Origin of the sequence: Nocardia sp. NPDC058705, assembly GCF_042749305.1 — a bacterium.
In the GTDB taxonomy this organism is placed as follows: Bacteria; Actinomycetota; Actinomycetes; order Mycobacteriales; family Mycobacteriaceae; genus Nocardia.
Map to the genome: position 1 here is coordinate 106,509 of NZ_JBHYRN010000017.1, position 20,648 is coordinate 127,156.

Annotated in this window: 17 protein-coding genes and 1 CRISPR repeat array (1 of these 18 only partly in view); of the genes, 8 read left to right on the forward strand and 9 right to left on the reverse strand. The window is 64.4% G+C overall.

Annotated features, from left to right (window positions below):
- Positions 1-2,958: a CRISPR direct-repeat array (repeat unit 36 nt; unit sequence GCCGCAGCGCCTTCCGGTGCTGCACTTCATCGAGGC); it begins 349 nt to the left of the window's first position.
- Positions 2,959-3,109: 151 nt separating this feature from the next.
- Both ACFW6D_RS20300 and ACFW6D_RS20305 read left to right on the forward strand, forming a co-directional pair.
- Entirely contained in the window at positions 3,110-3,562 is a 453-nt protein-coding gene (locus tag ACFW6D_RS20300; protein WP_379330258.1) for a MarR family winged helix-turn-helix transcriptional regulator, read from the forward strand.
- Between the two features lie 587 nt (positions 3,563-4,149).
- A complete protein-coding gene (locus ACFW6D_RS20305; protein WP_379330259.1) occupies positions 4,150-4,968 on the forward strand; it encodes an alpha/beta fold hydrolase in 819 nt (272 codons plus the stop codon).
- Here ACFW6D_RS20305 and ACFW6D_RS20310 read toward each other — a convergent pair.
- A complete protein-coding gene (locus ACFW6D_RS20310; protein ID WP_379330261.1) occupies positions 4,948-5,841 on the reverse strand; it encodes a LysR family transcriptional regulator ArgP in 894 nt (297 codons plus the stop codon). The two genes, ACFW6D_RS20305 and ACFW6D_RS20310, sit on opposite strands and share 21 nt — an antisense overlap.
- Before the next feature lie 66 nt (positions 5,842-5,907).
- Between ACFW6D_RS20310 and ACFW6D_RS20315 the strand changes: the two genes are divergently transcribed.
- Positions 5,908-6,534 (forward strand): LysE/ArgO family amino acid transporter, encoded by a 627-nt coding sequence (locus ACFW6D_RS20315; RefSeq protein ID WP_379330263.1) that lies wholly within the window; start codon positions 5,908-5,910, stop codon positions 6,532-6,534.
- A gap of 4 nt (positions 6,535-6,538) precedes the next feature.
- Here the strand turns inward: ACFW6D_RS20315 and ACFW6D_RS20320 are convergent, their stop codons facing one another.
- Together ACFW6D_RS20320 and ACFW6D_RS20325 are read right to left on the reverse strand one after the other, a co-directional pair.
- Positions 6,539-6,883: a hypothetical protein gene (locus tag ACFW6D_RS20320; RefSeq protein ID WP_379330265.1), complete on the reverse strand. Its 345-nt coding sequence runs from the start codon at positions 6,881-6,883 to the stop codon at positions 6,539-6,541.
- A 106-nt stretch (positions 6,884-6,989) separates the two neighbouring features.
- A complete protein-coding gene (locus ACFW6D_RS20325; protein ID WP_379330267.1) occupies positions 6,990-7,613 on the reverse strand; it encodes a transglycosylase SLT domain-containing protein in 624 nt (207 codons plus the stop codon).
- A 3,520-nt stretch (positions 7,614-11,133) separates the two neighbouring features.
- Here ACFW6D_RS20325 and ACFW6D_RS20330 point away from each other — a divergent pair.
- Positions 11,134-11,370, forward strand: coding sequence for a hypothetical protein (locus ACFW6D_RS20330; RefSeq protein WP_379330269.1), 237 nt, complete (start codon positions 11,134-11,136; stop codon positions 11,368-11,370).
- Positions 11,371-11,491: 121 nt separating this feature from the next.
- On the opposite strand, the gene ACFW6D_RS20335 is transcribed toward ACFW6D_RS20330, so the two are convergent.
- Complete coding sequence (locus tag ACFW6D_RS20335; protein WP_379330271.1) at positions 11,492-12,370, reverse strand: DUF6119 family protein; 879 nt, start codon at positions 12,368-12,370, stop codon at positions 11,492-11,494.
- Between the two features lie 167 nt (positions 12,371-12,537).
- The gene (locus tag ACFW6D_RS20340) at positions 12,538-13,176 is read right to left on the reverse strand and encodes a hypothetical protein (protein WP_379330273.1); all 639 of its coding nucleotides are present in this window, start codon (positions 13,174-13,176) and stop codon (positions 12,538-12,540) included.
- Positions 13,177-14,245: 1,069 nt separating this feature from the next.
- Between ACFW6D_RS20340 and ACFW6D_RS20345 the strand changes: the two genes are divergently transcribed.
- From ACFW6D_RS20345 to ACFW6D_RS20355, 3 genes are all read left to right on the forward strand, one after another.
- Entirely contained in the window at positions 14,246-14,638 is a 393-nt protein-coding gene (locus tag ACFW6D_RS20345; RefSeq protein ID WP_379330274.1) for a hypothetical protein, read from the forward strand.
- A complete protein-coding gene (locus ACFW6D_RS20350) occupies positions 14,631-15,467 on the forward strand; it encodes a helix-turn-helix domain-containing protein (RefSeq protein ID WP_379330276.1) in 837 nt (278 codons plus the stop codon). Before ACFW6D_RS20345 ends, ACFW6D_RS20350 begins: the two co-directional genes overlap by 8 nt.
- A gap of 1,384 nt (positions 15,468-16,851) precedes the next feature.
- Entirely contained in the window at positions 16,852-17,766 is a 915-nt protein-coding gene (locus ACFW6D_RS20355) for a hypothetical protein (protein ID WP_379330278.1), read from the forward strand.
- A 195-nt stretch (positions 17,767-17,961) separates the two neighbouring features.
- Here ACFW6D_RS20355 and ACFW6D_RS20360 read toward each other — a convergent pair whose 3' ends face one another.
- Positions 17,962-18,207, reverse strand: a complete 246-nt coding sequence (locus tag ACFW6D_RS20360) for a hypothetical protein (protein WP_379330280.1) — start codon at positions 18,205-18,207, stop codon at positions 17,962-17,964.
- Positions 18,208-18,244: 37 nt separating this feature from the next.
- Complete coding sequence (locus ACFW6D_RS20365) at positions 18,245-18,355, reverse strand: hypothetical protein (RefSeq protein WP_379330282.1); 111 nt, start codon at positions 18,353-18,355, stop codon at positions 18,245-18,247.
- 84 nt (positions 18,356-18,439) lie between these two features.
- On the opposite strand from ACFW6D_RS20365, the gene ACFW6D_RS20370 reads away from it, so the two are divergent.
- Complete coding sequence (locus ACFW6D_RS20370; RefSeq protein ID WP_379330284.1) at positions 18,440-18,688, forward strand: hypothetical protein; 249 nt, start codon at positions 18,440-18,442, stop codon at positions 18,686-18,688.
- A gap of 127 nt (positions 18,689-18,815) precedes the next feature.
- Here ACFW6D_RS20370 and ACFW6D_RS20375 read toward each other — a convergent pair whose 3' ends face one another.
- Both ACFW6D_RS20375 and ACFW6D_RS20380 read right to left on the reverse strand, forming a co-directional pair.
- Positions 18,816-19,229, reverse strand: a complete 414-nt coding sequence (locus tag ACFW6D_RS20375) for a hypothetical protein (protein ID WP_379330286.1) — start codon at positions 19,227-19,229, stop codon at positions 18,816-18,818.
- Positions 19,230-19,362: 133 nt separating this feature from the next.
- Positions 19,363-20,223, reverse strand: a complete 861-nt coding sequence (locus ACFW6D_RS20380; protein ID WP_379330288.1) for a hypothetical protein — start codon at positions 20,221-20,223, stop codon at positions 19,363-19,365.
- Positions 20,224-20,648: the final 425 nt, after the last annotated feature.

The following is a 20,648-nucleotide window of genomic DNA, read 5'->3' on the forward strand; positions in this document are numbered from 1 at the left end:
CATCGAAGTTCGCCGCAGCGCCTTCCGGTGCTGCACTTCATCGAGGCATCCAGACCGCCGACACGGCTGAGGCATTCCGCAAAGCCGCAGCGCCTTCCGGTGCTGCACTTCATCGAGGCGCGCCCCCACGGTGTAGCGGCCATTCGCGATGGCCGCAGCGCCTTCCGGTGCTGCACTTCATCGAGGCAAGCAGGTGTGGGTGCCGACGCTCGACGAGATGGCCGAGCCGCAGCGCCTTCCGGTGCTGCACTTCATCGAGGCTGCGAAAAGCCAAGCGACGAAGCCCTTCCCGGGTCACTCGCCGCAGCGCCTTCCGGTGCTGCACTTCATCGAGGCTGTGGGAGCGCGCCGAACAGCGCGCCGAGCGTGAGCAGCCGCAGCGCCTTCCGGTGCTGCACTTCATCGAGGCCCCAGGCCATCAGGGTGGTGGCGCCGGGCACCCGCGCCGCAGCGCCTTCCGGTGCTGCACTTCATCGAGGCGTGATCTCCCGTGCCCGATACGGGCGCCGGTGGGAGCCGCAGCGCCTTCCGGTGCTGCACTTCATCGAGGCCCGGATACAGCCTTTCTTGTTCTTCCCTTTCGAGGCCGCAGCGCCTTCCGGTGCTGCACTTCATCGAGGCGTATCCATTCGTCTGGTAGTCCGACCCGTCGATCTCGGTGCCGCAGCGCCTTCCGGTGCTGCACTTCATCGAGGCGACTACCTCACCGACTCGATGGAGATCGACAACGGCGACAGCCGCAGCGCCTTCCGGTGCTGCACTTCATCGAGGCGCGAGATGCCCACGATTTCGTGAAGTTCCGTCCCATGGCCGCAGCGCCTTCCGGTGCTGCACTTCATCGAGGCCGCGCCTACGCCGCCACGCCAACGCGCTGACACAGCTCGCCGCAGCGCCTTCCGGTGCTGCACTTCATCGAGGCACATGGATTCATGCGGCCCTGGTGAACCCTGCACCACGCCGCAGCGCCTTCCGGTGCTGCACTTCATCGAGGCGACGAATCCCGTTCCCGCCGACTACCTTCCAGGCCGCAGCGCCTTCCGGTGCTGCACTTCATCGAGGCGCGGCTGCCCCCTGGCTCCGACCGGGGAGGGAGGGCCGCAGCGCCTTCCGGTGCTGCACTTCATCGAGGCCACCCTCGACACCGCTGTCCAGGATCTCGACACCGCCGCAGCGCCTTCCGGTGCTGCACTTCATCGAGGCCAGCACGACCGCCTGCGTGGGAGACGACTCGCGGCTGGCCGCAGCGCCTTCCGGTGCTGCACTTCATCGAGGCGGGGTCACCTCGAGCAGACGGCGCGCCTGCGACGAGGAGCCGCAGCGCCTTCCGGTGCTGCACTTCATCGAGGCAAGCGCATGTTCAGTGAGGACGTCTTGCGCGCGTTGGGCCGCAGCGCCTTCCGGTGCTGCACTTCATCGAGGCATTCCGAATGTTCGGCCTGCTCGCAGGTGGCGTAACGGCCGCAGCGCCTTCCGGTGCTGCACTTCATCGAGGCGCCTCGCATCGCGATCCATACCGGGCCATCGGCTACACGCCGCAGCGCCTTCCGGTGCTGCACTTCATCGAGGCCAGAACCCACGACGCGGCGATGTCGCCGCGATCATCAGCCGCAGCGCCTTCCGGTGCTGCACTTCATCGAGGCCTGCTGGCGCTCTACTCCGGCCGGACTGAGTTCCTGCCGCAGCGCCTTCCGGTGCTGCACTTCATCGAGGCTCGAACCGCGGTCCGCGATAGCCGGGCGCGTTGCGCCGCAGCGCCTTCCGGTGCTGCACTTCATCGAGGCGGCGGTCACTGCCACCACTTCCCCGCCTCTGCTCTGGGCTGCGGCCGCAGCGCCTTCCGGTGCTGCACTTCATCGAGGCGACGAATCCCTGTGGGACTCCCACGTTTCCGGAACGGCCGCAGCGCCTTCCGGTGCTGCACTTCATCGAGGCGGGTCGCCGCCACGGCCAACCAACCCGAAAGGAACGCCGCAGCGCCTTCCGGTGCTGCACTTCATCGAGGCCCATTTGCTTGTTGCCGGATTCCACAGCGGCACAGCAGGCCGCAGCGCCTTCCGGTGCTGCACTTCATCGAGGCGCAGCGCGCAGCGAGAACCGCAAACCAGTCACTATTTGGCCGCAGCGCCTTCCGGTGCTGCACTTCATCGAGGCTCAGCATTCCGCGCATGATCACCCGATGGATCGCCGCGCCGCAGCGCCTTCCGGTGCTGCACTTCATCGAGGCTACAAAGCCCATCCCGAGGACACTGCGGCCACCCCTGCGCCGCAGCGCCTTCCGGTGCTACACTTCATCGAGGCATACCGGGTAGGGGTTGGGGGTAGCTCGGGGCGTGGTCGCCGCAGCGCCTTCCGGTGCTGCACTTCATCGAGGCGGCGCTCGACGCGCTGCGTGAAGACGCGGTCGCACGGGCCGCAGCGCCTTCCGGTGCTGCACTTCATCGAGGCCCCAGAGCACGCCGCTCGCCATTGCCTCGATAAAGCTGAGCCGCAGCGCCTTCCGGTGCTGCACTTCATCGAGGCCGCAAGATCGGTGAAGAACTGCCCGGCTTGGTAGATCAGGCCGCAGCGCCTTCCGGTGCTGCACTTCATCGAGGCGCCACGATCTCGTCGCTGGTGGCCCAGTCTGCGGCAAGGCCGCAGCGCCTTCCGGTGCTGCACTTCATCGAGGCTCGTGCAGCTCGTCGACGACGAGGTAGTCGATGCCGGTGCCGCAGCGCCTTCCGGTGCTGCACTTCATCGAGGCCGCAACGCGGCCAAGGTTGCCGAGCAGGGCGCACGCGCCGCAGCGCCTTCCGGTGCTGCACTTCATCGAGGCGCCACCCACGGCATCCGCACCGTGGACAACTGCCACGCCGCAGCGCCTTCCGGTGCTGCACTTCATAGAGGCGACTGGGCCTCGGACTTCACCGACCGGACACCCGTGCCGCAGCGCCTTCCGGATCGCACTTCATCGAAGCTCGTGCATCTTGTTGTCGCGCGCAGCGATCGTCGCGCCGTAGTAACTTCGGGAGCTGTACTTAATCGAGGTGGTTCGGCGCTGGCTAGATCGGAGACAACTTGTTTCCATGTCAACCAGATGGGTTATAGGATCATCGGCGTGACTCGATGGTTGTCCAGCGAAGAGCAGCAGACCTGGCAGGCCTATATCCGGCTGAGGCAGCGCCTGGACGCGGCACTTGCTGCCGGGCTGGCGGGTTCTGGGTTGTCGATGGCGGACTTCGAGTTGATGGTGCCGTTGTCGGCCGCGCCGAATGGGTGCATGCGTGCCAAGGAACTGGCGGCGGAGGTGTGCTGGGACAAGGCGCGCTTGTCCAAGCAGCTGAGCAGGATGGTCGCGCGCGGGCTCGTGGACCGTGCTCCCGCTGTCGATGACGCCCGTGGAATAGTGGTGTCGCTGACTGAGCGGGGGAGCGTTGTGTTGCGGCAGGCGGCACCCGAACATGTCGAGTTGGTTCGGGAATTGTTCGTGGACAAAATGACTCGACGCGAGGCCGACGCGATTCGGTCGCTGTCAGACAAGGTCGCTGCGGCTAGCGAGGGTCAAACGACACCGTCTACATGACCGATGATGAGATCCTCGAATTGACGCCGAGTATGGTGCGTGGTTGTCGTGTCGACAGGGGGTTGTGGCCTCGAAGAGCAACAACGGCGCGATGGACGGTTGGGCGTCGGTTCGACGGGTCCTATGCGTCGACGGTGCTGTCGGCGTGTCGACCAGGACCCCTCGGGGGCTGCGGTTTGCGCAGTTCACAGAGGGTATATTCGGGACCCTGCCCCAGCTCCTTCGGAAGCTGCACTTCATCGAGGCGTTCCATACCCCGCCGCGTTCGGTGGTGTTGTCGGCTCCCCAGCTCCTTCGGAAGCTGCACTTCATCGAGGTTGCATCGGCGATCCGCCGCTGCCGACGATCGCGGATGCCGCGGCTCTTTCGGGAGCTGCGGTTTATCGAGGTCACGTCCAGCAACCCTGGTATGAGGACGTTTTCGCGGCCGCAGCTCCTTCTGGGAGCTGCACTTCATCGAGGCGATGGACTCGGCTCCCGGAACCGCGTCCGATACGCGGGCCGAATTGTCCGCGCTACGCGGTGCAGGTCGTAGCGCCTGACACCGTGGCGAACCCTGTCGGATTGGGCCGGTATCGTTCGCGCTTATGCCCCTCGTTTCGCTCAACGGTATCCAGCTGAACTATGACGTCACGGGTTCGGGACCGTTGGTCCTGCTCGTGATGGGGAGTGGGAGTCCGGGGCGGGTTTGGCGGACCTATCAGGTGCCTGCGCTGGTCAAGGCGGGGTTCACCGTCGCTACTGTCGACAATCGGGGGATCGCGCCCTCGTCGGAGTCGGCTTCCGGGATCACCATGGCGCAGTTGGTCGGGGATACCGCCGCGTTGATCGAGCACCTCGGCGCGCCCGCGCATGTTGTCGGTACCTCGATGGGGGCGCGGGTTGTCGCCGAGCTCGCGCTCGCCTGCCCCGACGTGGTGCGTAAGGCGGTCATGTTCGCGGCGACGGCTCGGCCGCATCCGGTGACCAGCGCGCTCAGCAAGGGTGAGCAAGCGTTGTACGACAAGGGGATTCAGCTGCCGCCGGAGTATTCGGGCGCGATCAAGGCGATGCTCAATCTGTCGCCGCACACCCTCGCCGATCCGGCCAAGGCGCAGGAATGGCTCGACATCTTCGAGTTCGCTTCGGGCAAGAGCACGGCGGGAACTCGCGCGCAGCTGGGGATGGATCGGTCGCAGGACCGGCGGCAGGCTTATGGCGCGATCATGGTGCCCAGCTTGGTCGTCGGTTTCGCCGATGACCAGATGGTGCCGCCGCAGTTCAGCCGGGAGGTCGCCGAAGCGATTCCGACCGCCACCTATACCGAAATCGAGCGGTGTGGACACTACGGGTATCTGGAGCGGCCCGATGAGGTCAATCGGGTGCTGATCGACTTCCTTTCCGGGTCAGCTGGTCGTCAGGGCTGAGGCCGCGGCTGCGGCGATCGCGGTGGCGACGGCGGCCAGGGCGGGGGAGTGGAGTTTCCACTGCTGCCAGTAGAGCGGGACATCGATGTGGGCGTCACCGTCGATGTTCACCAAAGTGCCTGCGGTGCGGTCTTTTTCGGTTTGGAGGTCGGGGAGCATGCCCCAGCCGAGGCCGAGCCGCACCGCGTCGGCGAACGCGCTCGACGACGGCACGTAATGACCCGGCGGGTCGACTCGGCGACGGGTGCGGCGGCGTAGCTGGCAGAACTGGAGGTCGTCCTTGCGATCGAAGTGCACGACGGGGGCGGCGGCGTACGCGGCGGCGGTCGGGCCGTCCGGGAACCAGGTGCGGACGAATTGTGGTGTCGCAGTGGGGCGGTAGCGCATCGCGCCCAGCGGGGTGACGGTGCAGCCCTGGACCGGTGTCGCGGTTGCGGTGATCGCGGCCGTCACTGTGCCGTCGCGTAGTAATCGGGTGGTGTGTTCCTCGTCTTCGCGGTGGAGGTCGAAGGTGATGCCGGCGGGGACCTGGGCGAGTGCGGGCATCACCCAGGATTCGAGGGAGTCGGCGTTGACGGCGATCGGGATGCGGATCGGGTTGTCGGCGGGGCGGTCGGCGTCGCCGAGTTCGCGTGCGGCGTCGCCTGCGAGCAACTCCACCTGCCTGGCCAGGCGCAACACCGCGAGCCCGGATTCGGTGGGGCGCACGGGTTTCGAACGTTGGACCAGGACTCGGCCCGCTGATTCCTCGAGCGCTTTGATCCGCTGACTGATCGCCGACGGGGTGAGGTCGAGGCGGCGGGCGGCGGCGTCGAAGGTGCCTTCGGTGAGGACGGCGTTGAGGGCACGTAACTGGTCCAGCTGGAGATCCACATCAGCAACTCTAATGGTTGTGAAGAAACATTAGCTGGACTGAAATGAAGCCTGCTCTTAGCGTCGATGGACGTGACTGCATCATCGGCGGCTTTGGCCGCGCTCTCCGGATTGGGCTTCGGGCTCTCGCTCATCGTGGCGATCGGCGCGCAGAACGCGTTCGTGCTGCGTCAGGGGGTGCGCGGGCAGCACGTGCTGCCGGTGGTCGCGGTGTGTGCGGTGTCCGACATCGTGTTGATCGGGGTGGGAGTGGCCGGGTTCGGGGCGGTCGTCGAGTCGTTTCCGGGGATCGTGACCGTGGCCCGATGGGCGGGTGCGGCGTTCCTGCTGGTCTACGCGGCCGTCGCGGCCCGCCGGGCCCTGCGCTCGTCGACGCTGATCGCCGACGGGGCGGGTACGACGGTCACCGTCGGTGCGACCGTGCTCACCTGCCTGGCGATGACCTGGCTCAATCCCCACACGTTCTTGGACACGGTGGTCCTGCTCGGCTCGTTCGCGGGCACCTACGCCTCGCCCGACCGGTGGTTCCTCGCCGCAGGGGCGATGCTCGGCAGCATCATCTGGTTCATCGCCCTCGGCTACGGCGCTCGGCGCCTGGGCCCGCTGTTCGCGCGTCCGGGTGCCTGGCGTGTGCTCGATTCACTGATCGCGGTGATCATGCTCGCGCTGGCCATCGGGCTGCTTCTCGCCTGACGGGCTAGGACTCCGCCGCCCAAGGCTTGACCGGTGGCTTCACCCACAGCAGCTTCTCGTCCGCGTGTGTGCGCACCGCGGCGGCGTGGTCGGGGTTGCGGGCCGCCCAGGCGTCCTTCTGGTCGAGGAGGTCGGCGACCACCTGCCAGGTCTCGCCGGTGCTCGGCGGGTTGGTGTCGGCGGCACGGGCCAGCTTGCGCAGGGTGGCCGCGGACAGTGCCAGCAGTTCGGAGCTGCGGATATCGCGCGACCAGGCGTAGGCGGCCATGCGGCGGGCCTTGGCGACGCGGCTGGCGGTGGCCGCGTCGGAATGCGCGTGATCGGGTGCCTGATCGGCGCTGTCTGGCACGAGGGCGATTCTACGACGAACGCCCGCGCTCCGGTCGACACGATGACCGGGGCGCGGGCGTTCGCCCGTCAGATGGTTCATGAGGCGCTGTTCACGCCTGGTTGGCTCAGTACGCCGAGTTGACGTTATCCATCGAGCCGTAGCGGTTGGCGGCGTAGTTGCAGGCCGCGACGATGTTGGAGACCGGGTTCCAGACATCGAAGGGGGTGCCCTCGACGTGGTAGGTCGCGAACGTGGGGTCGATCACCTGGAGCAGGCCCTTGGACGGGATGCCGTTGACGGCATTGATGTCCCACAGGTTGATCGCCTGGGGGTTGCCGGTCGACTCACGCATGATGTTGCGGTGGATGCCCTCGTAGCTGCCGGGGATGCCCTTGGCGGCCATGATGTCGAGCGCTTCGGTGATCCAGCCGTGCAGGTCGTTGCTGTAGACCTTGGGCGCGGGGGCGGGCATCGGGGCAGGCGCGGCCTCGGGAGCCGGTGCGGGCAGGGCCTCCGGCGCGGGGGCCGGTGCCGGGATGGCCTGGATGGCGGGTGCGGCGCCGACGGCGGGGATGTTCTCCGCCTGCTCGACGACCATGGCGGCACGCTCGGGAACGCTGTCGTCGGCGAACGAGACGGCGGAGGACGCGGCTACGGCGACCAGACCGACCGCGGCGACCGCCACGGTGAACGCCTCACGGCGCGAGCGACGGCCGATAACGGTGCTGAGCTTGTCTTTAGTGAGCATTGCTTTTCTGTTCCTTCATCTCTGTCTGGCGACGCAGGCCCTGGTTGAGGGCGCGATGGATCGCGCAGCGCGCACGGGAGTGCCACGCCGGTCAGGCGATGCGTTGTTTCTGTCTGTGTATGGAAGGTGCGACACTGTCGGGGGACGAACGCTCGATGGCTGTTTCGTCGCTGGCGTCGCACGGTGCTCCACAGCTGGCTGCGGGGAGACCACGCGCTGTTCGGTGCTATCGGAGGTTGGATACTTCCGGGCTAACCAAACCGCAGGTCCGTTTGTGACCTGATGACAGAATGGTCACGGTAGGTTAACGCAAGGTGAACGAAACTTGAACGGCAAACGTTGCCGATCTTGTTTCATTGCCGGGCAGTTGCAGAATCGTTATGTATGCAGGAGGTTTAGAACTCCGAACTGCGTGCTCGCCGTCACAAAAAAAGTTTGCCCGAATCGGGTTTTGCGGGGGTTTTCGCAGCTCGGGGGAGTTCGAATCGGGTCTCGAGCGCTCTGGCGTCAGCTCACCCATGGCAGTTCGATAACGAGATCGTGACCGTTGTCCGGCAAACCTCCATCGAGCAAAAAGACCGCATCCCGGCAGTTGTGGTAACTGCCGGGATGCGGTCTGTTGTGCGCCATCAGGGACTTGAACCCCGAACCCGCTGATCGGGAGTGAGCCATCCTCCGTGTTCCCGAGGGTACCTGTACGTGCCTTCTGCCAGCGCTTTTGCCGTAGCGGCGCTACCCGGACGTTCCCGGCCGTTCTTCAGGGTTCCCGGATTAAGCGTCGGCATATCCGCCTGCGCCGGGCTGGGGGCAGCTCCTAGTTGGTGTGAGACAAGTCACTACCACAGTAGGTGGTAACCCTTTGGCAACCCCTGCGCGTTGTTCCAGCGATGGGCGTAGGCGGTGCGCGATCTGCAGCAGCAGATCGGCATGGGGCCTCAATGTAGTGCAGCGCCTGAAGACACTGCGGGACGACGGTGACGTCTGCGCCTCCGCCCAGATGCATTGGCTTGCCTCAATGAAGTGCAGCCGCCCGAAGGCGCTGCCGGTGTGCGCCGTCGATGTCGGGGTGTGTCCAGCCGATGCCGCCTCAATGAAGTGCAGCGCCCGAAGGCGCTGCGGGACCACATTTTCGGGTTCGCCATCCGGCCAACATAGCCGCGGCCTCAATGAAGTGCAGCGCCCGAAGGCGCTGCGGGACGACGGGGGCGAACCGGCGCACCGCAATGGCCGAGCCTCAATGATGTGCAGCGCCCGAAGGCGCTGCCGGGGTCCTTGCCGACGCGCATATCGGAGAGCCGCCCGCCGCCTCAATGAAGTGCAGCGCCTAAAGACACTGCGGGGCTCGGCGGCGACGGTCGTGACCGCGATGAGCCAGACGCCTCAATGAAGTGCAGCGCCCGAAGACGCTGCGGGGGTCGGGCACGCGGATCGGCAGGACCCCGGTGGTGCCTCAATGAAGTGCAGCGCACGAAGGCTCTGCGGGTGCCCACGCAACTGGACTCGCCCCTGGGGTCTCGAGCCTCAATGAAGTGCAACGCCGCGAAGGCGCTGCGGGGAGTCCACCGTGGTGCCCAGCCAGTTCGACAGCAGGCCTCAATAAAAGTGCAGCGCCCGAAGGCGCTGCGGGATCTCGATGAGTACTTCGTCCTCGGAGTCCGGGAGAAAGCCTCAATGAAGTGCAGCGCCCGAAGGCGCTGCGGTAGTGCCGTCGCTTCCTCGGCATTGGTGCTGTTGCACACCCGGCCTCAATGAAGTGCAGGCCCCGAAGGCGCTGCGGGCCGGGCGGCGGTGCGGGCCGGGCGGCGCTGCGGGCCGGGCGGCGCTGCCAGAGGAAGGGGCCGTCATGGAGCCTCAATGAAGTGCGGCGCCCGAAGGCGCTGCGGGAGCGCCGGGCACGAGTCCATCACCACCACCGACAAGGCGCCTCAATGAAGTGCAACGCCGGAAGCCGCTGCGGGTCGCCCGACGGTCATATCCAGCGCGAGGGCTAGGCGGAAACCTCAATGAAGTGCAGTGCCCGAAGGCCCTGCGGGGGCACCCCGCAGGGGGCGATTCTGGCGTTCGGATGGTCGCCTCAATGAAGTGCAGCGTCCGAAGGCGGCATCACGGCCGCCTGGACCTGTTCGTCGAGAAGCCTCGATGAAGTGCAGCGTCCGAAGGCGCTGCGGGTGCCGAGAAGATCGCGGACAAGGTGGTCACGATCCTGCCTCAATGATGTGCAGCGCCCGAGGGCGCTGCGGGTCGAGGGCCGACGCCATCGCGAGCAGCGGGATGGCGCCTCAATGAAGTGCAGCACCCGAAGCCGCTGCGAGGGGTTGGAAGAAACCGTTCGCACCGATCGGCAGCCCGCCTCAATGAAGTGCAGCGCCTGAAGGCGCTGCGCGCGGGCCGCGCTGTGCAGCTCGGCGTTCGCCCACTGAAAGCCTCAATGAAGTGCATCGCCCGAAGGCGCTGCTGGGACGCTGACGAGATCGCCGTCCGGATCAACTCGCCGGGTGGTGATGTGCCTCAATGATGTGCGGCGCCCGAAGACACTGCAAGTCGGCCGTATCGGAGTGTCCGAGCTGTGCGCACACGCCACAATGAAGTGCGCCGTTCGAAGGCGCTGCGCCTCACCCCGTCGCAGGTGCGCAGGTGCACCGTGACGCCGCCTCAATGAAGTGCGCCGTTCGAAGGCGCTGCGGGCGGCAGATCGAGCAAGAGTCGGCGCAGCTCGTCGGCGCCTCAATGAAGTGCAGCGCCCGAAGGCGATGCGAGCCATCGCCAGCTCCACGACGCGGCGGGTCATCTCTGGGCCTCAATGAAGTGCAGCGACTGAAGGCGCTGCGAGAGGGTCCCGAAATGGTACCCACTGACCAGCACGAACGTGAACCCTGCGAGTGGTCTGTCTGACATGCCCGTGAACTACTTGCCAGACCATCTACTACGGAACAGTATGACGAGGACCAGCGGTTTCGTGCTGCGAGGGCTCGCCGGATTTTGTGGTGTGGGTTCGCTCTCGCGGAGGCTCGCGGCCAACAAGCCCGGTTTCCGGGTCGGGATTTTCTCGCTCAGTGGGCGCAGTCGGTTGCCCACGAACTCCGACCCGCGGCGAGTTCAGCATCTCCGACAAGCCAGCGCTAGCGAGCTGGCTTTACCCCTTTTGAGCTGCTGAGACCTCTCGACGTGGATGGTCTGTTGTGGCCTGCACGAGGCATATTCGGTTGCTCTTCTGACGTGAACACGCAGTTCGGCTGGCTCCGTTGTCGCCAGACAGTGTCGACCAACCGGGGCTTCGCGCTGAATATTTCTTTCATTTTTCCCTTCCGGCGACCGATTTTGGGCCGGGAATCCGGCGGTTCGTCAACCCCTGTTCCCGAAAATTTCCGCCCCCTTGGGCTGGCTCGCTTCGCTCGTGCGGAATTTTTCGGACAGGCGTTGCGCCCCGGCGGATCTCCCGGCCCGAAATCTCTTTCGCCGGAAGGGCAAAAGAACGGGCGGTAGGTGGGGGCCGCGCTACCAGCTAGGAGGCGAACTCTCGATGAGTACTACGGATGTTTTGACGCGCAGCGAATACAACGCAAAGCGCAGGAACGAGCACGCTGGGCCGGTATCGGACTTGATGCCGGAAACCGTCGAGCGGTTCGAGCGGCTGTACCCCGATTGGAAGGGCAAGAACTGGCACGTCTCGGCCGGAACCTACGGAATGCATCTAGGGCCGGTGAACCTGGTTCGCGATTCTCAGCCGGACGAGGAATCCACGGACCGTACCGCGTGACAAAACGAACACCTAGCCGATGTGGCGGACCTCGGTCGCGCAGTCGGCAGGTCACGCACTGACGAATCGCAGTGCCTCACAGCACCACCTGATACACGGCGCGTCGGATTAATCGCGCCGATTACTTCACAGAAAGCGAAGACCATGACTCGCGGCATTGAAACCGACACGTCCAACCCCGACAACACCGAAATTCTCGACACCGAGAGCGCAGCCGCTGACACCGAGGCCACCACACCCGACCCCGACACCGATGCAAGCAGCGACGTGGCCGTACTCGACGCGCCCGGACTGGAACCGGCCGACGCTCCAGATCCGCCAGCTCATCGCTCGCGGGGGCCCGATCCAGAATCTCGACGAGCCTGTCGAGATCGGCGAGGAACTCGGCCGGTCGCTTTGACAGCGGGAGGCTGAGGGCGTCCGCGCCACGGATCGTAACCGGCTTGCCGCCAAGGCCGATCCCGTCGATGATCCCCGACGCGACTACTCGAGTCGCGAGTTCTCCGATGTCCTCAAACCCGAAGCTCCTCAACGACGCGCCGACGGGTATCGACGACCGGTCTGTCTTCGCAGACTCGTCGAGCGTCACTTTCGTTATTGAGTTCAAACGCGCCGGGTCGGCGGTCCTGATCGCAACTTTCTGCCCGAAACCGGAGTCGATGTATCGCTGGTCGAGCAGGTGGAAGCCCATCCCGAAAGTGACGGCCCATGCGAAATCCGCTGCGGCTTCATCTTTGTCGGAGCCAGGGATCACCAGGACGGCGGCGGCGACTCCCGTGGCTAGCTCGACGCTGACGCCTGAAAGCCCTGCCACTGTGTCCGCCCACTTGACGGGCTTGTCGGGAGTGCGTCCCCAGTAGAGGACGGACCGCCGTTCGCCAACCATCACGCGTTCCTCTGTGAACTCCGAGTACTTCTCGCGGATCACTTTCGCAAGAGCGGGGAACCCAACCAGCCGGTAGAGGGTCATCCGTGTCTCAGTACTCGGTTTGCGCGCCATGTCGGCTCCTCGGGTGTGGCGTCACACAGCGAACGTTATGGTGGGCTTGCGTGAGTGTTCGGCGTGGTGAATTGTCGGCCTGCCGACAGTCGTCATAGAGCTTGATTCTGTCAGGCATTCACGACATCTCCGACCGCGTCGACAATCCAGTTCTACGCCTTCCCGCGCTACTCGGATCCACTGCCACCGACATCGAGATTTCTGTTGATGAGGTCGGGCTGATCTCGGATGTGTTGGCCCCGAAGACCCTGAGCAGGAGAACTGATCTGGTCGGCGGTGCCACCGAGTATGGATGACAGTTCATCGACTGCTTTCGCGAAAGCCGCGTACGCCCGGGAGAGTTGGACTTGCCGACTGCCGATCTCGATTCTGATCTGCTCGAGGATGTGCGCGGTCGGCTTGTGGATTGTTGCGTGGTCGGCCTGAACGCGCCAGTGTGAGTCGACGAAGAACGTGATCGGGTATCCGCCGAGACCGAGGCACCCCGCTGCCTCGGTCTCGGCGACGGCGTCGAGCAGCCGCTCGCGCTCACGGGTGATCAGGTCTGTTCCGGAACGAACCGCTGTCACGAAGCTGCCGATCTCGGACGCCAAACGGGCACCGGCCGCGTTCTCGGACCTCATTAAACTCGAGGCGGCGCTGGCGCTCTTGCCGATCCAGAAGTCGTCGAGATCAACGAACTTGGCCGCGGTGCGGTGCAGCTGCCAGGCATAGCCGTGAACGGCGTCCTCGAGGTCGGTCACCCACGCGTGGAGCTGGCCGAGTTGCCATTGCTGGAGCTGGGGGAGCGTGATCTTCAGCATCATCACTTCGCCTCTGGTCCCCGCTGTAGCAAGGTGGCGCGAGCCATCAGAAACTCTCTGTGAGCCTTTTCGGTCAGATCGGCGTACTTGACGATGATCGTCGACGTCTGCCGAGTACGTCGTGCGGCCCGCAGCCAAACACCTTCGAGGTGTGTACCTACCTGTTCACAGGCGGCTGTTATCGGGCATCCCGGTAGCGCAGCGCTCAGGGTGCCGGTGGAGGGGGCGATGTCGAGAGCCTCGATGTAGGTCGCGAGGTCATCGACAGTGCCGGCGAGGTGGCGAATCCGTGTGAAGTCAGCCTTGAGGACCAAGATTTTTCCTATTTCGCATTGTGTGCGGCGCCGGTCGCCGATCGGAGTTGTTGTTGTCGCGGTACGGGTTTCACGTAGGTCCGAGCTGATCGAGCGCCAATGGTCGGCGGCGGTGAAGTTCAGCGAGGATCGGGTACGGATGCGGTTGTCTGCCTTTGCGCCCGTGTGGTCGGCGCGGGTGTTACCAGATCTCGAAGACCCAGCCGCGGCCGTCCACGAAATGGCATCCCGCTGTCACGCCGAGTTGGTGCCTGGCGCGGCGGATCGCCTGCCAGCACGCTGCTTCGGTCGGGAGAACCGGTGCGACTCGTGATGGCGGACCGCCTGCGATCGTGTCCTGGACAGGTGGCGTCCCGGTCGAATTCCGCAGCGTTGCAGCTGATGTCGCGAGCATGGCTACGAATGCGACCAGAACGGTTGCCGCGGCCATCACTGTCGGTCGGTGGACACGTCGGAATTCCGATTTCGCATGAACTGGCCGGGCTCCATCGTTCTCGCGCGCCATCGCAGCGTCAGTGCGCGGACGGCTTGTGTCCCTGATGATCTGCGCCATGACGGCCTCCCCGATCACGGCCACCGCTGACGGTGGTGATCTACGACTCTCGACGCCGAGGCTCGGCGTCGCCCATGGCCGAGCGTAGGTCAAAAGTGTTGGAATTGCTAAAGATTCCCGATATTGACCATCCGATTGACGGGAGCAGTGGTTATGCCTCAACATCATTCATGCATCGCAACTAATCGCAATCTAGGGGGTCGGGATGCATGTACGTTTCCTGGGTATCAGCACGGTCAACGACGGGTCGCCGACGTTGTACGCCACTGACCGCAACACCTACCTCGTCCAAGGCTGGAAGATCGACGGACGCGGTCGAACACACGTCGAGATCCCGTATCCGCTGCTGAGTTTCCTCGAGCCGGGGACCTGCTTCAGTACGCGGCTCGAGGACACAGGCAAGGGAACCTTCGTTCTCGTCGGGGTACCAGTCGACGATCCGGAGGTACTCGCGCCCCTCGCGGTCCCCGACCACGAGCAGTGCGTCGAGGTGCCGATGGGAGTCGAGCTTCGCCCCGACAATCCCGATATCGTCGGCGTTGGTGTCGGCACCACCGGCCAGTCGGCTTCAGCGGCTATCGTCGGTAGGCGTGGGTGATGTTGAACAGGCACGGGTGACGTTGGGGGCGCGGCTGCGTGAGCTTCGGAAGGCAGCGAACCTCACCGGCCGCGACCTCGCCAGCCGAGCGGGCTGGCATCCGTCGAAAGTCACCCGCCTCGAACAGGGTTCGAAAATGGCGACCGAAAACGAGATTCGTGTGTGGTGTGCGTTGACCGATGCGCCCGCGCAGGTACCGGTACTCATCGCCTCCGCGCGCAACATCGACGCGGAGTATCAGTCGTGGCGTCGTCAGACCTCACGCAAACTGCAGCAGAGTACCGGCGAGCTCGAAGCGAATGCCGAACTGATCCGGGGATACGACCACCAGCTCGTTCCCGGACTGCTCCAGACGCCGGCCTACGCCCGAGCGATCCTCACGACTGGCATCGAATTCATCGGCGGTTCCGAGAATGTCGACGAGGCGCTGGCCGAACGGATCAAACGCCAACAAGCCGTCAGGGAACTGGCCCGAGCGAGCCATTTCATCCTCGCGGAACAAGCGCTCTACACCACTGTCGGCGACGACCAGGTGATGGCAGAGCAGCTGAACGCGCTCGCTGACCTCACCGATACCGACGGACCCGTCACTCTCGGCGTCGTCCCTCGAAATGTCAAGGCACTCGGCCGGACGGTCGACTTCACGATCTATGACTCGTCCGTGGTGCGGATCGAGACCACGACCGCGAGTATCTCCGTCACTGATCCTGACGAGCTTGCCTTCTACGAGAAGATGTTCCGCTTGTTGGTGAACGAGTCGGTGGTTGGAGAAGATGCCCGCGCTCGCATCAATGCAGCGTATGCGGGCGAAGCGGCTGGGACGCCGTGACTTCCGCGTGAAGCAGTTCCACCGGGTTGAGAACATCGCTTCTTGCCTGTTGCTGTGAGTACGTAACTGCCTTCGATCTGCGCGAAATCAACGAGTGCCAAGCTCGGGTCAGTTGTACCCATAAGGCCATCGATTGCTGCTCCGCTGTTGCAGCAGTCGAGATTCGACAGTTTCAGGCGAGCGCCGGATCGAATGAACTCCTCGCGCACCTCGTCGAAGTCGAGGGCGGACGCTGATGGGTGTGCCAACTGCGAATCCTGATGAGCCAGGCCGAGTCCGCCGCAGGGCAACATGATGCCGTGGCCAGCAAAGTAGAACAGGAGTACAGCGCCTGTTGCGTTCTTGACGTGGTCGGTGATCGAGCGGAGTTCGTGCGGCCGGTGGCAGTTGGCAACGCAGGACGCGAGGCTTAACACCTGCACCGGCCTGCGCCAAGTTACGCGGTTAGTACCCATAGGGCTACTACAGCGCGGTGCGGCCAGCGATCACGCTGGTGTGGACCACAAGGAAGGGGTGGCAGGGCCGGGCACGAGCGAGCCATGCGGGTGCACAGCCGGTGTGGATTGGTGGTTCTTCGGTCTGGAGGACGAGTCCGCATGGGGGAATCGGTTCTCATTACCGGGGTTCGAATTTGTGAATGGCAGACATCCGGCAAGATTTTGTCACCCACAGACGAAATTCTGTCCATGATCCTTGCATCCGTGTGCGATTTCCTACCTGTTCGGATTTATCGCTAAGCAGTCCGTGCGGGCCTAGCGTAGGCAACTGGACGTTTGCTCATTTGTGAGCGTGACCTGTTCATCGAAAGTTTGCCCCCGTCGTGACGGTTGGCGCCTGTTGGCCATCAGTGTTCAGGCGAGAGCGGTTACTGGCCAGTAGAATTCGCCCGGAGTCGCAATTTACCCGGGTTGGCGGGGGTGGGTGAAGCTGTGGTCGAAAATGTGTTCGAGATCACAAAAATAACCCCCCGGGGGTGTGAGTTTGCCAATGGTGTGCTAGCTATTCACTCCCTGAGCTGGGGAGATATTCCCGAAGCGTCCCTGTTATTGGGCTGTAATAGGTATCTAGCTCAGTGCTGCTAGCCGACTTTTAGCGCCTGCGGGAGGGTTCGACGGTTCCGGCCGACCGATTCTGTCGGGGCCTCTTGATATGATGAGTTCGGCTCCATGTGGACATCCCCATAGATATTGGAGGGGCGGTTCACATGGAGCCGAGTGACGCATGTATCACTGCGCTCGCAACGCAGCGGTCATGTGTCAATGCCGGGCGCGTACGCCACGACAGGTGACTCTTCAGACGGGTCACTCAGTAGCGTACCGGGGTTCGTCGGGGTCGTCGACTCCAACCCTCGTTCGTGTCTCGGCACCTACTGAAACGGAATCAAATGTCAACGATTAAGGATCACTACGGGATCCACGGCCAGGTGCCGTTCATCGACGTCGAGTTGACTGTCGACAACCAGGTGTACGTGGATCCGCACCGGATTCGACTGATGGGTACCCCTCAGCCCTTTGCTGATGATGCCTGCCGGGCGATGGACACCTTCGCCACCGAAGTCGCCCGCTGCGTGCTCTCGTACCGTGCGGCTGATCACCGCCGCGGTCGTGACCTGCTCCAGCACTTCAATGAGCCTCGCGAGACGCGCCTCGGCATGTCTGCTGCGGGTATTAACGGGCACGGTGGGGCGAAGGTGCTCGGCGCGGCAATCTGGGACTCTCTCGCTGGTCCTGACCTCCGTCCCCTGCTCGAGATCGGCATCCTTCGTAAGTTGGAAGCGGTTCCGGTTTACGTCGAGGGAATCGGCAGCGACATCACGAGTGACCTGACCACGCGCATCATCTTCGCGGCGCTCGCAGCATTTACCGCGGAGATGGTCGCGACCTACCCTGAATTCCGGCGTCACCCGGAAGGCATGACGAGGGTTCAGCGGCCCGTATGGGACGAGGTGAACCTGCGGTGGCGTGATGAGTACTTTGAGCTGCCGGTCGCCGAAGGTCGGCCGTTGGTTCTTGTGCCAGAGGGTTGGGCTGAGAACACGCTGCTGATGTCACACAGTCGGTTCTTCGACGTTGAAGTGCTGAGTTGGGCTCAGAACGAGCAGGCGTTCATCCGGGCGGGGAAAGTGTTGAAGACGCCGAAGAATGTCCTGCGCCTTCAGCCGGGACTTACCCGTGGACGGAACACCTCGATCGCGGTCACGATGCGAGCCTTTCGCAACAGCCAGGTCAACCTCTTCGATCACTTCGGCGACTTCGTCGATGAAAAGTACGAGCCGCCGCACGGTCGTGCTGCCGCGTGACCGGCAACGCCAGCGCTATGGCGTGAGCTAAACCAGGCCGCTCGGTAGCGGGGTGCAGGTCATCCCGCTACCGAGCGGCTGTTCGCTCAACCTTGGTCGGACGCGAGGACGAGAGTGCGCGGCAGCCACGTCAATTTGGGGGATGATTGCCGTGTTATCGCAGTTCAGCGCAGTGCTGAGTGTAGTTGACCTATTTCACAGCATATCTCCGAGCCGCGCCCGGCGGTGTGCGTCTCTTGCTCGTGCGTCGGCGACCGACGCACCGTAGCGGCTGAGCATCTGTCTGGAGCGCCAGCCAGCCAGCATCAGTTCTTGTTCTTGGCCGCCATCGGCGAGCCAGTTGTGTGCGAAGAACTGACGTCGCGGGTGTGGGTGAACGTGGTCGATTCCTGCTGCTTCGGCTCGCCGTTCGATCATCTGCTGGATGTCGGAGGCGGTCATCCGCCCGAACCTTCCGAGCCACAAGGCAGGGTTGTCGTTATACCGCGAACGTGTGTTTGGACCGGACACGCAGGTACCGACGTAGTGCGGTGCGTGTCTTGTCGCTGAACGGGAGCGTACGTGGTCGACGTCCTTTGCCGAGGACCAAAACGGTGTTTTCGGTGAAGTCGAGCGCGTCGAGGTCGAGGTTTGCGACTTCGCCGATTCGGGGCCGGCGTCGACCATCAGCCGAATGACCACGACGACGGTGACGAAGCCGAAAGCCACGGCCATCACGAAGGTGACGATGAAACCAAAGCCCGCGCCCGTCACGGCCGCCAAGGCCCGCAAGGTGTCCGAAGGCTGGGCCGCGTCGGTCCGCGAGGTGGTAACCACGCTGAGCAACGGTGACCAGGGTGCCGAGTTGGCGACCGCATGCACGCGCTGGGAATCACTGCCCGCTTGCCCGAGTGCGCTCGTGCCAAGCCCGGCCGGTTCCTGACTACCCGCGGGCGATTCGAAGTGGTTAAGACTCCGGTCCAGAACGGGCGTTCCATCCGCACCTACTGTGCAACAAATCGACCTCCGCCCATCGCTGAGCTCACAGCGGGAAGGCCGGGGCGTAGGCCCTACTCCGCTGCGGGTGATTCCGGCACGGTGGCCGTCGCCGGGGTCGCGGACTTGCCCGAAGTGGCCTTGCCGGGCGCGGCGGTTGAGGTCGTGGGACGTTTGCCTGCTCGCGTTGTAGCCGGGGCAGGCTTCTTCGCGGCGCTTTTGCGGGCCGCCGTTGGTTTGGTCAGGTCGTTGATCGCGCGGTAGCCCGCTTCGTTGAGTGCGCGTTCGGTGAATCCGGCTTTCAACGCCGCCGCGCGGGTAGCTCGGACCGCGGCCACGTTCTGCGCGTCGAGGCCAGCGAACTCCTCGCGGTCGGTAAGGAGTTTCCGGTAGGCGTCGGCGAGCGGTTTGACCGCCGCGAGTTTCGCGTCCGCTTCGGCGCGCACCAGATCCTCGAGTCGAGCGTATTCCGGTGTCGGTGTGGTCACTCAACCAATGTAAGACCGGACGGTCTCCATTCTCGGCAGGAACACGACTGTGTGGGGGTAGGTCGCCTGCCTTATCCGCGTGACCGCGAGCGGGGTATCGCTGCTGGCGGGACCGGTAGAAGGCGCGCGCGGCTCAGCTCTTTCCGGGGCGCATCTTGCGCGGCCTGTACTCCAGCGGCTTGCCGCATTTGGGGCACGACTCCTTTGCCTTCACGGACTCCTCGTCAGCAGTAGTGCCGGGGATGATCCCGACCAGCGATTCGCGGCAGGTCGCTCCGTGCTGACCCACTCGTTGTATCGGCGGGTGCTGGCGAGTCCATCCGACGTAATGCCGGACGGCGATGCCGTCCACGTCGCTGTCGCGCAGTTCGGTCGGCTCCTGGAAGCACGCGAAATAGACGTGTTCGGGATGCTCTCGGCATTCGTTCGAGCATCGGGGCCGGGCGAGCGGTTCGACCTCGCGGTAGGCGGGTTCGGGCGCTACCTCCCGGACCGGCAACTGCGGCAGGTCAGCGACCGGCGCGCCGCCCCAGACCTGGTGCGGGTCGGCGCCGCGCGTCGACACGTCGGCGATCAACGCGGCCATCCGGTCCGCGTTCTCGCGGTGGATTTGGAGTAGGGCAGTCCGGTTGAGATATTGGGCTGTCGCCGCGGAAATACGTTCTCCCCATTCCACGGCGTCTCCGGTCTTGCACCGGCACATCGAGGCCAATGGCCTACCGTCTCCGTAGGAGCCTTCGTAGCCCGCCACTCGGTCCTTGCACCACAGGCACAGCACGCCGCGCTGTTTGCGCTCCGCTGTGCGCGTGGCGGTATCGACGATCATCGCGTGACAGCTCAGGCACACCATGCACCGTCCATCGAGCAAACGCAGCAACTCCTCGAGTTGCCCCTTGGCGAACCGGTACCTGGAGGTACTCCGTGCTATTCGTTCTGGATGCTGCTCGAAGCAGCCTTTGAGGCAGGCCCAATGCGGATCGCGGTCGTTAGCCATGTCGCGTCCTCCTATCCGCTGTGGAATGGAGAAACGGTATCGCTCGTCTGGTGCGAAGCACGACCACTGGACACCGCTGCGTGTTCAAATCTGCTGCGAAGTGCTCGGGCCGTGCAGCGGCAGATATGCCCAGCGGGTCACCGTGGCCGAAGGCCCCGATATTCGGCGACCACAGGTTTTGCTGAGCCTATCCTTTGTAGTTGGTGATGGGAGCAAGCTGGACGGTTAGATATCTAACCGGTGTGGTTTCGCTCACTCAGCCGCTACCGTAGCGGGCTCGGGTCCGCCTCCCGGCGTGGCGCTGCGCTGGGCATCTGGACGGCTAACGGCAGATCAGGGCTAACGGCAGGAGGTAAATCTCGGCATCGACGGAGTTCAAAGCCTTGCGTTGCTGCGACTCGATTCCGTACTTTCGCGCTATGGCT